The sequence below is a fragment of the Sediminibacterium sp. FW305-C-269 genome (genome assembly GCF_058231045.1).
This window is the reverse complement of sequence record NZ_JBIQXQ010000002.1, coordinates 687145-702114: the sequence shown is the minus strand read 5'-3', so window position 1 is coordinate 702114 and position 14970 is coordinate 687145. Positions and strand designations below refer to the sequence as shown.

The 14970-nt window shown below is 45.6% G+C and carries 11 protein-coding genes; 1 reads left to right on the top strand and 10 read right to left on the bottom strand.

Going from position 1 to position 14970, the window contains the following annotated elements:
- Nucleotides 1-29: 29 nt before the first annotated feature.
- From ACH3Y6_RS08390 to ACH3Y6_RS08345, 10 genes are all read right to left on the bottom strand, one after another.
- Nucleotides 30-1046 carry a zinc-binding alcohol dehydrogenase family protein gene (locus ACH3Y6_RS08390; RefSeq protein WP_490835151.1) on the bottom strand — a complete coding sequence of 339 codons (1017 nt, stop codon included), beginning with the start codon at nt 1044-1046 and terminating at the stop codon, nt 30-32.
- Between the two features lie 9 nt (nt 1047-1055).
- Complete coding sequence (gene yiaK / locus ACH3Y6_RS08385) at nt 1056-2075, bottom strand: 3-dehydro-L-gulonate 2-dehydrogenase (protein ID WP_490835150.1); 1020 nt, start codon at nt 2073-2075, stop codon at nt 1056-1058.
- Between the two features lie 9 nt (nt 2076-2084).
- Complete coding sequence (locus ACH3Y6_RS08380) at nt 2085-2990, bottom strand: DMT family transporter (protein WP_490835149.1); 906 nt, start codon at nt 2988-2990, stop codon at nt 2085-2087.
- An 84-nt stretch (nt 2991-3074) separates the two neighbouring features.
- Entirely contained in the window at nt 3075-4433 is a 1359-nt protein-coding gene (locus tag ACH3Y6_RS08375; protein ID WP_490835148.1) for a Gfo/Idh/MocA family protein, read from the bottom strand.
- 23 nt (nt 4434-4456) lie between these two features.
- On the bottom strand, nt 4457-5860 hold the full coding sequence (gene uxaC / locus ACH3Y6_RS08370; protein WP_490835147.1) for a glucuronate isomerase: 1404 nt from the start codon (nt 5858-5860) through the stop codon (nt 4457-4459).
- 38 nt (nt 5861-5898) lie between these two features.
- Entirely contained in the window at nt 5899-6720 is an 822-nt protein-coding gene (locus tag ACH3Y6_RS08365; protein WP_490835146.1) for an SDR family oxidoreductase, read from the bottom strand.
- A gap of 96 nt (nt 6721-6816) precedes the next feature.
- Nucleotides 6817-7425 carry a TonB-dependent receptor plug domain-containing protein gene (locus tag ACH3Y6_RS08360; RefSeq protein WP_490835145.1) on the bottom strand — a complete coding sequence of 203 codons (609 nt, stop codon included), beginning with the start codon at nt 7423-7425 and terminating at the stop codon, nt 6817-6819.
- A 4-nt stretch (nt 7426-7429) separates the two neighbouring features.
- The gene (locus tag ACH3Y6_RS08355) at nt 7430-8779 is read right to left on the bottom strand and encodes a putative oxidoreductase C-terminal domain-containing protein (protein WP_490835144.1); all 1350 of its coding nucleotides are present in this window, start codon (nt 8777-8779) and stop codon (nt 7430-7432) included.
- 128 nt (nt 8780-8907) lie between these two features.
- Entirely contained in the window at nt 8908-10311 is a 1404-nt protein-coding gene (locus ACH3Y6_RS08350; protein ID WP_490835143.1) for a Gfo/Idh/MocA family protein, read from the bottom strand.
- A 5-nt stretch (nt 10312-10316) separates the two neighbouring features.
- Nucleotides 10317-11168 (bottom strand): ThuA domain-containing protein, encoded by an 852-nt coding sequence (locus tag ACH3Y6_RS08345; protein ID WP_490835142.1) that lies wholly within the window; start codon nt 11166-11168, stop codon nt 10317-10319.
- Nucleotides 11169-11720: 552 nt separating this feature from the next.
- Here ACH3Y6_RS08345 and ACH3Y6_RS08340 point away from each other — a divergent pair.
- Entirely contained in the window at nt 11721-14954 is a 3234-nt protein-coding gene (locus ACH3Y6_RS08340) for a SusC/RagA family TonB-linked outer membrane protein (protein ID WP_490835141.1), read from the top strand.
- The last annotated feature ends 16 nt before the right edge of the window (nt 14955-14970 follow it).

Sequence of the window (14970 nt, the reverse complement as noted above, 5' to 3'; positions counted from 1 at the left end):
ATTAGGTAACAAAAGCACGGTTTTTTTTGTCAGAATAGCAACACCACTTTTCCTTTTTCTACCTCCGGATCTTCAATCAGCTTCAGCGCATCGTGTATTTCCGTGAACAGATATCGATGTGTAATCATATCTGCAACCTGTATTTTCCCGTTTGTAAAATGATCAATCACGGTGGGAAAACAGTTATTGTGCAACCTTGATCCCCTGACATCGATCTCTCGGGCCGTAATGCTGAACTGGCTGATGGCAGAGGGTTCTTTTGCAAAACCCAGTGTTATCACCCTGCCGGCAGCACATACACACATGATTGCCTGTTCAAAAGAGCTTACTGAACAAATCGCATCGATCACCACAGTGGCGCCATTGCCTTCCGTTAAACGCACGATCTCGGCTTGCGGGTCCACCTGTTTCGCCTGAATAACCGCATCGGCCCCATAGTTCTGCGCCAGTTCTAGCCTTGAGCCTAGTATATCCGATATATAACAAGTGGCACCTGCCATCTTCGCGCGTTTCAGGATGCTTAACCCCACAGGACCTGCTCCCATTATGAATACGATATCTTCTGTCTTAAGCGCTGCTCTTGAACACACCTGTTCTGCAATGGTAAAAGGTTCAATCATCACCGCTTCTTCCCAGGAAAGTCCGGCAGGTATTGCATACACGCTTTGTTGCGGCAACACGATGTATTCCTGGTAACCTCCATCTACATGAACCGATCTTACTTTCAGGTTGCGGCAAACGTTACGGCGGCCAATACGGCATTGATAACAACTGCCGCAATGGATCACAGGATCCATCACCACCCTGTCTCCAACAGTCAAACCTGTTACAGCATCGCCTATTGCCACAATTTCACCTGCTATCTCATGTCCGATCACACGCGGGTAGCTGGCCACGGGTGAACTGCCATGATAAATATGTACATCCGACCCACAGATACCGGCAGCTTTTACCTTTACCAGCACTTCGTTCCCGTTCGTAATAACCGGCATGGGCCTTTCTTCTATGACCAGCTGATGGGGTGATTGTACACAGAGTGCTTTCATAGTAGTTGATTAAACAATGCCTGCGAGTTCTTTTACTTTTGCCCAGATAGCATCATCCACCGGTATCCCCCTCTCCATATTCTCTTTTCTTTTTCGCAGTGACTGCTCGCCCGGATAATACAGTCCTTCACTATCTTCTGCAGGCACTGAGGCTTTGATCTGTGCAATGGTATTTTCCAGTACCTGGTCCACCATTCCCTGTGTGTTGATCTGTAAGGGATCGATGGCAATAAAGACCTGCGAGCAACCCGTACTGCTGCCTTTGCCCAATTTATCAATAGCCGAAGTACACAACCCTCCTGAAACCAAAGCTGCCAACAGGTCCAGGAGTACCGAGAACGCCGATCCCTTCCAATACCCGATAGGCACCACCCGGCGTGTTTTGGAAATGATGTCCGGATCATCCGTCAACTTCCCTTCCTCATCAAAACCACCGGGGTAAGGCAATTTTTCATTCTTCCCTTCCAGTCCCCATATCTTTCCATAGGAATATTGCGACATAGCCATATCCAGTACCACATGACCTTCTTTACGCGGCACTGCCATAACAAAGGGATTGTTACCGATACCCTCTGACCTAGCTCCCCATGCCGGCATACAGGATTCTGTGTTTGTCCAGCAGATACCCATAAACCCTTTATCGGCAGCCATCCATCCATAAGCACCGCCGCGCATCCAGTGCGTGGTATTATTAAGTCCTACCAAACCCACCCCATTGCGGGCAGCAATTTCAGTGGCTCGGTTCATGGCGAAAATGGCATTCAAAATACCCGGGCCATAATTACCATTGTACACTTCCAGAGCACCCAGATTCAAATGCAGGGATGGTTCTGCATGCGCATCTACCCAGCCTTTCTGGAGGTACTCCACAAAACGTTCCACGCGGTTCAGTCCATGAGAGGCAACCCCATCCCTGCTCGACTCTGTATGGATTCTTGCACAGACTGCTGCTTTTGCTTCCGGCATTCCGGCGCGTATAAAGACAGACCGGATCGTATGGAACATTTCATCAAATGGAATTCTTGTCATACAAAAAAATTAAGCAGTGACGGATTCGGTTCTCTTTTTGAAATTAGCCAAAAAGACGCCACTCATGATCAATACTGCAGCCATGATCTTGGGCGTACTCAATCGCTCATGCAGCAACAACGTGGAAGCTACTGTTGTAAAAAAGGGCTGTGTATAAATGAATGCACCTGTTACCGCAGCGCCCAGCTTATTGATGCTGTAGTTCATGAGCCGGTATGCAAAAAAAGTTCCGCCCAACACTACATACAACAGACAAAACCAGCTCAGGAAATCAAAGTTCTGCCACGGCACCCGGTTAAGGTCAAACCAACCAATGGGTACACTGGCAAACATGCCAAACAGAAATACCCACTGCAGAATATGATTGGCTTTGTACTTCATCATTAGGGGCCTGATGCTTACCACATAGGTAGAATAACTGATGGCACCCATGATCACAAACATATCACCCAGGGATTGTTGATCGCCTGCGATATCCGAAATATCCCTGGCAAATACCAATAGGGTTCCCCCGGAAATACCCAGTAATAAACCGATCAGTTTCAGTACTGTCAATCGTTCTCCCAAAAACCAGGCGGCCAGGAAGGTAATGGTAATGGGGGTGGTCAGTATCAGCAGGGATGCATGTATCGGGCTGGTATAGGCCATACCCAATACAGAAAAGGTCTGGTTCATGGTAATACCTGCCAACGCACAGAGGAACAAACGCAGGTAGTCTTTCCTGACAATCCCCGTTGTAACAGGATTCATGAAAAACATTGTCCAGAAAAGAAAACTGGCCGAGCAGATACGAACTGCAGTTAAAGCAAGTGGCGGTATCAATGAGGGACTGATGTGTTTGACCGCGATCACACTGGTGCCAAAGAAAAAATTCCCGAGTAAGACAGCGATCCTTGCTTTTGTTTTCTCGTTCATGCAATTTGTTTTCTGTCGAAACATAAGAAAAGGGAAATCGCCTGCTGGCGTTTCCCTTTCTTGCTATGTGTAACCCAACTGCCGTCAGTATTTGAATACTTTACCGCCGGCCATTACTTCCTGTGTTTTTTCATCGAATGTAACTTTCTCTCCCGTGCGGCAGGCTGCATTGGCCATGATGGTGGCAATAGAATGGGTATACCCCGCTTCCACCGGTGCATTGGGTTGTTTCCGGCTACGGATACATTCCATCCAGTTACGCACGTGTGCGGTTGTTAAAACATCTCCTCCGGTATTGGCGCCTGCTTCTACTTTAATGGCCATATCGGTGAGGTTCAGTTCAGGCAGCAGGTTAGGCTGCATTTTCATGGCAGCTGCAGGGCCTGCTTTGAGACCGCCCTTAGGTGACACTTTATTGGTGATCAGGTTCAATTCTCCACCATTACTGAAATAGATCTCGCTGGGGCTTTCATCGCCATTGTGCATACGCGACATGAACACCACCTGGAAACCGGTTGTGGGATCATTGGCGGGACCGTAATCAAACACAGCGGTTGTGGTATCCCAGTTCTTACGGCCATCTTTCCATTGATAAATACCACCATTGGCAGTAACACTTCTGGGATGCGCCAGGCCACTGAACCAGTTTACGGTATCTATCTGGTGACTCATCCATTGTCCCGGCATACCTGATGAATAGGGCCAGAACAAACGGTATTCCAGGTATTTCCTTGGATCAAAGTTCTCATACGGACGGTTCATCAGATATCGTTTCCAATCGAGATCCGATTCGCGGCAATCCGCTACAAGTTCGGGTCTTCTCCAACGACCGGGCTGGTTTACGTTCCAGGTGAGTTCTACCATGGTAATGGGTCCGAACTTACCACTCTGTATAAAGTCAGCCGCAGCCTTATAGTTAGGTCCGCTTCTTCTCTGTGATCCGATCTGTACGATACTTTTGGAGGCTTTCACCGCTTTTAAAGCGGCCCGTGCATCTTCCATGGTTTCGGCAAAAGGTTTTTCACAATACACATCGCAACCGGCTTCCACGGCTTCTTTACAATGCAGTGCGTGCTGAAAATCGGCTGTGCTGATGAACACGGCATCAACAGCCTTGGCTGCATACATTTCTTCATTGTTACGGTAACCCGTCACCTCATGTCCCATCTTGTCTTTGAGGAAAGCAGATCCTTCTTCACGTCTTCTTTTCCAGATATCCGACACACCCACAATATCAAAATTCATTTCTTTGTAAAACTTCATGAACGGTGGAATATGCGAACTGCGGTGGCGGTCTGAAAAACCTACCACACCCACCCTTACACGATCGTTAGCGCCAATAATGCGTGCATAACTCTGCGCACTGAACCCGGTTGTGGCAATATAGGTTCCGGCAGCTGCTTTGGCGGTCTGTTTGATAAAATCTCTGCGTGAGTTTGACATAATTATAAGATTTGATGGTATAATTACAGGTTAAAATATTCTTTTGCGTTATAATAGGATATGTTGCGTACAATTTCTCCGATCCAGGCTTCATCATTGGGCAACAGGCCTTTCTCCATCTCATCTCCTAATAAGTTACAGAGAATCCGTCTGAAATATTCATGCCTGGGGAAGGAAAGAAAACTGCGGCTGTCTGTGATCATTCCAATAAAAGTGCTGATCAGTCCCATATTTGATAAGGCATTCAGCTGTTTCTCCATACCGTCTTTCTGGTCCAGGAACCACCAGCCTGATCCGAACTGCATTTTACCTTTGATGCTGCCGTCATTAAAATTACCCAGCATGGTAGCAAAGACTTCGTTATCGGATGGATTGATATTATAGATCACGGTTTTGGCCAACTGATCAGTCTGATCAAGGTGATCAAAGAAACGCGACATCTGCAATGCCTGTGGAAAATCACCGATCGAATCAAAACCACTATCTGCTCCCAGCAACCTGTTCAGGCGGGTATTGTTATTGCGTATCGGCCCCAGGTGGAATTGTTGTACCCAGTTTTTGGCGTGGTACATTTTACAGAGCTGCTGCAATACATATCCCATGAATGCATCCGGGTCTGAATACACCCCTTTCCTGTGCAACAGGAACTGCGAGAATTCTGATTCCAACTGGCTGGAAAAATGAAAGGATGCCGGCATCTGTACCAATCCATGATCCGATACTGTACAGCCATTCTTATGAAAAAAGTCTACCCGGTTCTGCAAAGCTTCCAACAGGGAATGAATATCGGTGACCCTGATACCACTTGCCTTTTCGAGCAACCCAAGGTTCTCAAAAAAAGAATGGGCATTTCCAATCATCAATACTTTATCCGGCCGGAAAGAAGGCGATACCCTGATGGGGAATTTTCCGGCTGCCAGTGATTGATGATGCTCCAATGTATCCCATGGCTCGTCCGTGGTACCCACATATTCCACTTTGAAAGATGACAGGATACCCTGGGTGGTCAGGGCCGGTTTCTTCAATAATTCGTTACAGGTATTGTACACTGATGTGGCAGAAGCCGCATCTAGGTATTCTGTAATTCCAAACACATTCTTCAGCTCCATATGTGTCCAGTGAAACAGTGGATTCCTGACGGTCTGCGGCACTATGCGGGCCCATGCCTGAAATTTCTCCTCATCACTGGCATCGCCGGTGATCAGTCTTTCCGGGACACCCAAAGAACGCTGCGCCCGCCATTTATAGTGATCACCGCGTAACCAGATATCTGTAAGATTGGTAAACTGCCTGTTAGTATCTATATCAGCCGGAGATAAATGACAATGATAATCGATAATGGGAAGCTCCTTTACATGGTCATGATATAAACGCTTCGCAGCTTTTCCCTGTAATAAAAAATCATCTGTTAAAAAATATTCGCTCATGTTGTTACGGTTAATGGGGATCAAATTTGCAGACCAGTTTATACGCCGCTGAATACGGTGAAGCCTCCGTCAACGCCCAGTTGCATGCCGGTCACAAAACGGGAGGCATCGCTGAGTAAGTAAACCAGGGCACCTACCAGTTCTTCCGGTTTTCCCAATCTTTTGAAGGGAGTGTTCTTTACCACCAGACTACCCCGCTCTGTATAGCTGCCGTCGGGGTTGGTGAGCAGGGTCCTGTTCTGTTCCGTAAGAAAAAATCCCGGCATGATTGCATTCATCCGGATCCTGTCGCCAAAGCGGTTGGCCATTTCAACAGCAAACCATTGGGTATAACTGTCTACGGCAGCTTTTCCCATGCTATAACCCAGTACTTTAGTCACCACCTGTTTTGAACTGACCGATGAAATATTCACGATACTGCCACTACCATTCCTGGCCATAACAGCGCCGAATACCTGGGTCGGTATGATGGTACCCCACACATTCAGCACCATGGCTTTTTTCATTCCTTCAATATTCATCGAAAAAATATCTGCATCATTCTGTAATACGCCTTCGGGCATATTTCCTCCTGCAGCATTTACCAGTCCATCAATTCTTCCATATTTTTCAACGATCAGGTCTCTGGCTTTTCCCATTGCTGCTTCATCCAGTACATCTGCCACCACCGGCATGGCATCACCGCCGCCTGCTATGATCTCAGCGGCCCTTTGTTCTGCCACTTCGCGGTTACGGCCCAGTATAACTGGTATGCCACCGGCCGCTGCAATCCCTTTCACAAATGCACCTCCCAGAATCCCGGTACCGCCTGTTACAACTATCACCTTTCCTTTCAGCGAAAACAATTCATTCGACTCCATATCTCCTTTGATTTATACTATGAATTTGATTCTTTTTTTACGCTATCCCTCCTTACCTGTCTTTTATATTTACGAAAACGATGTAGCCTTCGGAACCTATTCACGAATCATTTCTACCCGTTTAATATCCCTGATCGCTATCTGTATTTCCTTTCTCTTTTTGATAAATACCAGGGTACTGTCTTTCTGCGCCTGTATCACACCTTCTATGATTACCTGATCATTGTGGTCAAAGACCTTCAGGGGTGTCTTGTGTTCGATAAAATAGGTGTAGGCTGAAGCATGGTAATTCGAAACAATGGCTGGTTTGATCCCTCCCTGCCCTTTTTTGGTGGTAATGAGTATGACACCGGCAGCTCCCTGTGCCCCGTAAGCAGTTGCTGAAGCGGCATCTTTCAAAACACTGATACCGTCTACATCCTGCGGATTAATGCTGCTGATATCGCTGGAATAAATGGCTCCGTCCACTACAAAAAGCGGTGGCCGCTGGTTATTGAGACTACCAATTCCACGTATCAACACCGAGCCACCCGTTTTATCGGCGGAAATTTTCACCTCAAGTCCCGGTACATCACGCAGCATCTCGAAAATGGTGCGGTAACTGCCCTGTACCGCCTGCAGGGATTTTACCTGTGCCTTACCCTGCATAGAGAGGCAACACAAGAAGGTAACCAGTACCCTGCCAATACAGGACGGAATCTTCATAAGTTTATTTTTTTGAGGCCAGTTTCTGTGCCTGTGTAGTAGTATAATACTTGGCCAGCATATTAGGAACTTCCCATGCCGGCATATTCCGTTTGGAAAGGTATTCAAGATATTTCTCCGTTACGCGGGCAAAATGAGATTCGTGCCCCTCTTTCAAAACATCGGGGATCACTACTTCCCAACCCCTTTCATTTTTCTTAAGCGATATCCCTTTGTATTGCTGGGCTATCCTGTTTACCACTTCTGCAGCCTGTTTTTCGTAAGCTGCCGAATTTTGCAAAGGCTCTATGTAAAGGGTAGGCTTGAATTGCTGCTCAGCACCCTGCCGAATAACCAGATTGGCCTTTGTGCCACGCATAATAGAATAATGGGTATCGCCGGTACCTTCCGGCGCTTTGTAGTTCCAGATCACAGAAACTTTGGCATGAACCCCTTTCAGGGTATAGTTGATCTCACCATTGCAAGGCACCTGGATGTCTTTTTTCTGATCGGTATACTTATTCAGGTAGGCCGGCACATCTTTGAGTTTGGTCAGCTCCGTGAACTGATCTTTACTGATGGGCGTAGTCCAGCTTTTGGCAGTATTCACTTTTACATCTTTGATATAATCCAGTGTCTGCTCGGGGAAACATTCCCACTGAACCAGGTCTACCAGGTGGGTGGTCACATCTACAATACCTTCGCCCTCCTGCTCCACATCCAGGAACCAGGCCGGACGGGTAAGTACTGACCCGGACACATATTTGTAGAAATGGTGAACGCTTTCCTTGGTAACCGCAGGTTCGGCTGCTGTTCCTTTCTGTAAAACACCGAATACTGCCGGCTCCCTAGAAAATGCTTTCTGCAGGATGGTAGTGATCTCGTAGCGTTCTGTCATGATATCATATAACAGCAGGTCTTTCTTTTTTGCCACAGCAAAAGCCTGCTTCAGCTGGTTAAATCCTTTTTCATTGATCACCATCGGCTTATCGGAAAACACATTAAATCCGGCCTGAACAGATTTAAGGATATAGTCAGTCTTCAGCTGGTTATTACCCGCCAGTACCACTACATTTCCTTTTTTCTCTTGCAGCATCCGGTTCAGGTAATCATCCCCTTCATATACTTTTTCTATCCAGCTGGTTGGTGCAGTTGTACTGCTGTTATATGCTTTGATTTTATCCAGGTGCAATTGCAGATCAAGACCTTTTTTGGCATATACGTGAACGGTAGGGTCTACCTGCGGATACATGGATTTCTGTACCAGGGCGGCGTGGAAGTGACCGGGATCGAGGGTGATCAGTTGTACTTTTTTTTGAGCAATGGCTCCGTAAGACAGCAGCAGGCCGGATAAGGCCAGACAAAAATTACGCATTCTGTAAGTTTTATGAAACAGTTGATTGGTGATGAAAGATATTCATAAATTATGACGAGGCAGAAAAGTACCGGCCGGCACAACAAAGATCCCTATTTTTCCGGCCAGACCTCTCTGTTGGTACTGCATCAATCCAGCCCCTTTACTTCATAAGGGAAACGATGTGGCCTGTTCAACATGCTGTTGGCCTCATCATCATTTAGGAACCTTTCGTTCATTGGATCCCAATAAATCTTCCTTTTCAGTTTCATGGAAATATGGTGCAGCAAACAGGTTGAGCAGGAACGATGACCGATTTCCACCGGTGAGATCGGCTGCTGGCGTGAGCGGATACAATCCAGCCAGTTTCCGTGCTGTTCCTCGCTTCTGTACAATTGTATCTCATTCTCTCCGATTACGGAAGTGATGATCTTGCTGTTGCTGGCCGTTAATGCCTTTGTATTCGCATTACTCTGAACCGGATCACTGGAACTGGCACGGTAATTACCACGGGTAACAAAGATCCAGCCTTCGGTTCCTTCAAATTTGATACCATTGGGCAACTCATTACTCACGATCATTTTAACGCCATTGGCATAGGTACCTACTGTTTCAAAAATGCCGTGTACATTCCAAAGTCCCTTAGTTGGGAACTCTACTTTATTACAAATAACCTCTACCGGACCGGTATATTCCGTATCCATTCCCCAGTGAGCACAATCCACATGGTGTGCTCCCCAGCCAGTAATCATACCCGCACCAAACTGCTCGCAACGCAACCAGCCGGGCCTGCTATAGTCGTTCTGCGGATGCACTCTTTTTTCTGTATAATAGACATAAGGGGTGGATCCCAGCCAGGCATCATAATTCAATGTTTTGGGAATCGGCATCTCTGGTTCTTCGTCACCCCCCGGATCGCCGGGCAGGCCCACATATACATTTTTGAGTGTGCCGATGCGTCCATTCCGAACCAGTTCTGCCGCATACCTGAACTGTACAGATGACCGTTGCTGGCTTCCGATCTGTAATATCCGTCCGGTACGATGTACCGCATTACTCAAGGCTCTGCCTTCTGCAATGGTCAATGACGCCGGCTTCTGCAGGTATACATCTTTGCCTGCTTCTACGGCATGAATACCGAGATAGGCATGTGAATGATCAGGTGTACTGATCAGTACGCCATCAATATCTTTATTCAGTAACAGCTCGCGATGATCGTTATACATAGTAACCCCATCGTATGCCTTCCCTGTTTTTTTAGCGTAATAATCATTCACATATTTTTTTCCTTCGGCGAGACGTTTACTGTCTACATCACAGACCGCCATGATCCTGGCATGGTCATATTTCAACGTTTCTGCCATATCATGATCGCGCGAGATCCTTCCCACGCCAATGGCTGCAATGTTCAGTTTATTACTCGGTGCATTTTTCCCGAACACAGAAGCGGGAACAATGGTAGGAAATCCGGTCATGGCTAGAGATGTGGCAACACCGCCTTTAAAAGTTGTTTTGACAAAATCCCTGCGGTTAAATGGTTTCTTCTGTGTCATGTTATTTAGTTTTTTAAAGGGTCATCTTTTGAAATAGCGTATGCTTTGGAATAATCGAGTCCTTTGTATTGTGAAGCAATATACCGGATACCCTGCAGGAGATGATTCCTGTAAACAGGATCCTGGTAGCTTTCCTTGCTATGCCCCAGTGTGGTAACCCAGATATTGCCCCCTTCGAATGACTGGTACCATACGGCCGGATAATAATCAGCAAAAGAACCTTTGTTCTTCACGATCAGGTCTGCCTGATCCGGTTGCAGGGAAGCCAGTTCATGCACCATCAGTACTTTCATTCCGGGATACAACTCCTTGCCGAAATAACATTCATCTTCCCTGTCCCAGACAGCAGGCACCTCTTTCATGGACGGATGTGAGGGATCGATAGTCTTTAAACGGAATTTCTGAAATTTAGCATGCCAGGAGAAAGTTTCACCAAGCATCTGTTTAAACCATCTCCAGTTACGTTCCGTTCCGGTAACAGAATGAACACCCACAAAACCGCCGCCGGCTTCTATATACCTTCTGAATGCCACCCTTTGCTCATCCGTATCAAACACATCATTATTAGTGCTGGTAAAAATAAGCAGGTGGTACTTCTTCAGGTTGCCTTCCGTGAATACAGCAGCATCATCCGAAACCTCCACAGTAAAACCGTTTGCAGCTCCAAGTTCCTTTACACAGGCAACAGCTGAAGAAATATTGTCATGCACATAACCTTTTCCATTCTTAGTATATACCAATACACGGCTGTTTTTCAACTTCCCGTCAGCCGCATGGATCAGCTGAACGGCTGTTATCAGCAAAATACTCAGTAAAATAAAATGGGGCACCCCCCTGAAACAATTTTTCTGATACATACTTTATGGTTTTGAACGATTGATAGATAGAAAGTTAGCCATCGGCTATTCCATTATATTGAATATCTTTTTTATTTTATTGAAAAGGAATCCACATAAAATAAAATGGATTCGTATCCCATACCGGCCACTACTATAATTTTTCCGTGCAGCAATAGTATTATTCAGTCCTGAAATAATAAGAACATCTATCCTTTTTTTACGACAAAAAAGCTGCTTCAGAATATATTCTAATATCCATAAAACCTTTTGTATCAAAGGGTTTTCAGCAATTGCCGAATTAGGCTTCCGTAATACATACAGATATAATGGCGAGGCCTGCATAAACAATCGTTCAACATTTTATAGACGAATAAATTTACTGTTAACTGAAGCGGAAGATTCGCTATTTCTACGAAAACCTTTTCGTAGAAATAGTCTCAGAAAATGATTCCGAAAAGACGACGCTTCGAAAACTATTTTAATTTAACATAGTATTAATGGTTGCAAAAAACGGGATCGATTGCCCGGCATATCGTTACTACGTATTCATCAAAACCAACACTTGCTATTATGAAGAAACAACTGAATGCTCTCCGAGCAGTTCTATCAGCGCGCATACGCTTATTGGTATGCTTACTGATTTTACTGGGATCCTTCTCAGTAACGGCAAATGCCGGGAAAGCAGGTAACACAACTGCTGCCCTTACACCACCTCCTACAAATGTTTCCGGAAAAGTGACCGATGCAAAAAATGCTCCCTTAGAGGGCGTGAGTGTTACGATTAAAGGAACCAGGCGCGGAGCTACTACCAATGCACAGGGAACTTTTACACTGAACAACGTTCCCGAGAATGCAACACTTGTGTTCAGTTACACTGGCTTCAGTACAAAAGAAGTAGCAGTGAAAGGGAACAATACAATCAATGTATCCCTTGCTGAACAGGTATCAGGGCTGAACGATGTAGTGGTAGTGGGCTATGGTACCCGTACCAAAAAGGACCTGACAGGATCTGTTGTACAGGTAAAAGCCACACAGTTCGAAAATGAAAATCCCCGTTCTGTACAGGATCTTTTGCGGGGAAATGCCCCCGGACTGGATGTGGGATTTGATGCCAGTACCAAAGGGGCCAATTCCAGTTTACAGGTAAGGGGAAAGGGTACACTGACAGCCAGTTCCGATCCACTGATCGTACTGGATGGTGTGATCTACCCTGGAACTTTGGCGGATGTTAACCCGAATGACATTGCCACGATTGATATCCTGAAAGATGCCAGCTCTGCCGCAGTATTTGGTGCCAGATCTGCCAATGGCGTCATTTTGATCTCAACCAAAAGAGGAAAGATCGGCAAACCGGTGATTTCTGTAAATAGCAACATAGGCATGAACAAACTGGTTAACCAGCCTCATCTGCTGAACGGAGAAGAATTTTTACAATTCCGTGCCGCAGCCGAATGGGCCAAAACCAATTTCGATTCTACCTCTAAACCCGGAATAAAATATAAGTTCACCGACCCCACCAAATTACCTGCAGATTTTACAGTGGCACAATGGCTGGCACTGGATGGTTCAACCGGTTTGAACCCGATGGATGTATGGTTGTCGCGCAACGAATTCAAACCCATTGAACAGGCCAATATCAAAGCAGGTAAACCACTCGACTGGGAAAGCCTTATTTATAACCGGAAAGCTTTACAACACGACCATACGGTAAGTATTGCACAGCGAAGAGAAGATTATAATTATTATTTTTCGTTAGGCTATCTTACCAATGAAGGTTTAACTGTGGGCGATACATATAAGACCTTCCGTACACGTTTTAATCTGGAAGCAAAAGTTGCTGAGTTCTTAACCGCTGGTATCAATTTTCAATATTCGAACCGGGATGAAAGTAGCGTTCCCGTTAGGTTTGGTGATATTGCATCCAGTACTCCCTGGGGATCTTTTTATCAGGCCGATGGTGTAACCATCAGGCAGAGTGCCAATGACGATCCTGGCTCAAATACACATCCGTTTCTTGACCAGGCCTACATTAAGCGACTATATAAATACGATGATTTCTTTGCCTCCTTTTTTGCCAAAGGAAAATTACCTTGGGGTTTTTCTTACCAGGTAAACTTTTCGCCGAGGTACGACGTTTTACGGGAGTACCAGCATACATCAGCTTTAAAACCCGATGTTGCGGCCAGAAAAGGTATTGCGAACCGCAGAAACCAGACTATTTATTCCTGGCAGCTGGATAATATTATCCGTTGGAACAAACAATTTGGCAAACACAATGTAGAAGCCACTTTCCTGTTCAACGCCGAAAAATTCCAATCATGGAACACCAATATTCAGGTAGAAAATTTTGCACCCAACGATAACCTTGGATTCAATGCCATTCAATCAGGAACCTTACCTCCTATCGTTTCAAGCGATGACCAGTATGAAACAGGTGATGCGTTGATGGGCCGTATTAACTACAATTACAACCAACGTTATTTTTTAACAGTGACTGCCAGACGTGACGGATACTCCGCCTTTGGTCAACAAAACCCCAGGGCCACTTTTCCTTCTGCAGCCCTTTCCTGGGTACTTAGCGAAGAACGTTTCATGAAGCGTTTTGAGAGATGGCTGGATTATGCAAAACTCAGGTTATCCTACGGAGAAAACGGAAACAGGCAGATTGGCCGTTACGCAGCGCTGTCTAACCTGACTTCAGGCACCTACAATTTTGTGACTTCAGGTGGAACGGTTTATAACACTTCTTATATCTCTGCCACTAACCTATCAAACCCTAACCTGAAATGGGAAAGAAACAGTTCTTTCAATTTTGGATTGGACTATTCTATTCTGAATGGAAAAGTTAGCGGATCCATAGATCTGTACAAACGTACCACCAAAGACCTGCTGGTGAACCGCTCACTGCCAACGGTTACCGGTTTCAGTTCTGTGCTGGCTAATCTGGGTGAAGTACAAAATACAGGTATCGAGTTCACTGTTAACACTGTGAACATGCAAAAGAAGAATTTTACCTGGAATACCAGCTTTTCTATCTGGACAAACAAAAACAAGATCATTCATCTCTACGGTGCAACACCTGACTACGATGCAAGCGGCAAGGAGATTGGCAGATCAGAAAAAGACGATATAAACAACGGCTGGTACATAGGCCACTCCATCACAGATGTATATGATTACCCAACGATGGGAGTTTGGCAGACAGCTGATGCAGCGCTGGCAAAATCATATGGTTTCACTCCTGGTGATTTCAGGCTGGTGGATGGGAACGGTGATGGCAAATACAGTATTGCCGACAAACAGTTTGTGGGTAATACCGCTCCTAAATTTTCCTGGAATATGAGAAACGAATTCAAGATCTACAAGAACTTCGATTTCTCTTTTACCCTGTACGCAAAAATGGGCCAGATAACCCGGTTTAACGAAGCCACCAACGGTGAAAGGAACCAGGGACTGGTATTCTACGATCGTGTAAACTTCTACGAAACACCTTACTGGACCCCTTCAAACCCTTCCAACGAATGGGGTAAGCTGTACGGTCAAAGAGGCGGTGGCATTACCTGGAATCACTATAAAAAATCGTCCTTTATCAGGTTAAGCAATATTAGCCTGGCTTATACGATTCCATCGGCCATTACCAGGAAATGGAAAATAGATGCATGCAAAGTGTATGTAAACATTGTCAATGCAGGCGTATTTTCTAAATGGGATTATTTTGATCCGGAATACCATGGTTCAAACGGAACCACCAACATCTCTCCAACACCAATGACTTATAATTTTGGTTTAAACCTGACATTATAAGATAACGCATAAAAAA

What these genes read in the sequence shown, in the direction of transcription:
- ACH3Y6_RS08350 (WP_490835143.1), bottom strand. Translation starts at nt 10,311, where the DNA reads ATGACACAGAAGAAACCATTTAACCGCAGGGATTTTGTCAAAACAACT.
- ACH3Y6_RS08390 (WP_490835151.1), bottom strand. Translation starts at nt 1,046, where the DNA reads ATGAAAGCACTCTGTGTACAATCACCCCATCAGCTGGTCATAGAAGAA.
- uxaC (WP_490835147.1), bottom strand. Translation starts at nt 5,860, where the DNA reads ATGAGCGAATATTTTTTAACAGATGATTTTTTATTACAGGGAAAAGCT.
- ACH3Y6_RS08375 (WP_490835148.1), bottom strand. Translation starts at nt 4,433, where the DNA reads ATGTCAAACTCACGCAGAGATTTTATCAAACAGACCGCCAAAGCAGCT.
- ACH3Y6_RS08360 (WP_490835145.1), bottom strand. Translation starts at nt 7,425, where the DNA reads ATGAAGATTCCGTCCTGTATTGGCAGGGTACTGGTTACCTTCTTGTGT.
- ACH3Y6_RS08380 (WP_490835149.1), bottom strand. Translation starts at nt 2,990, where the DNA reads ATGAACGAGAAAACAAAAGCAAGGATCGCTGTCTTACTCGGGAATTTT.
- ACH3Y6_RS08340 (WP_490835141.1), top strand. Translation starts at nt 11,721, where the DNA reads ATGAAGAAACAACTGAATGCTCTCCGAGCAGTTCTATCAGCGCGCATA.
- ACH3Y6_RS08355 (WP_490835144.1), bottom strand. Translation starts at nt 8,779, where the DNA reads ATGCGTAATTTTTGTCTGGCCTTATCCGGCCTGCTGCTGTCTTACGGA.
- ACH3Y6_RS08345 (WP_490835142.1), bottom strand. Translation starts at nt 11,168, where the DNA reads ATGTATCAGAAAAATTGTTTCAGGGGGGTGCCCCATTTTATTTTACTG.
- ACH3Y6_RS08365 (WP_490835146.1), bottom strand. Translation starts at nt 6,720, where the DNA reads ATGGAGTCGAATGAATTGTTTTCGCTGAAAGGAAAGGTGATAGTTGTA.
- yiaK (WP_490835150.1), bottom strand. Translation starts at nt 2,075, where the DNA reads ATGACAAGAATTCCATTTGATGAAATGTTCCATACGATCCGGTCTGTC.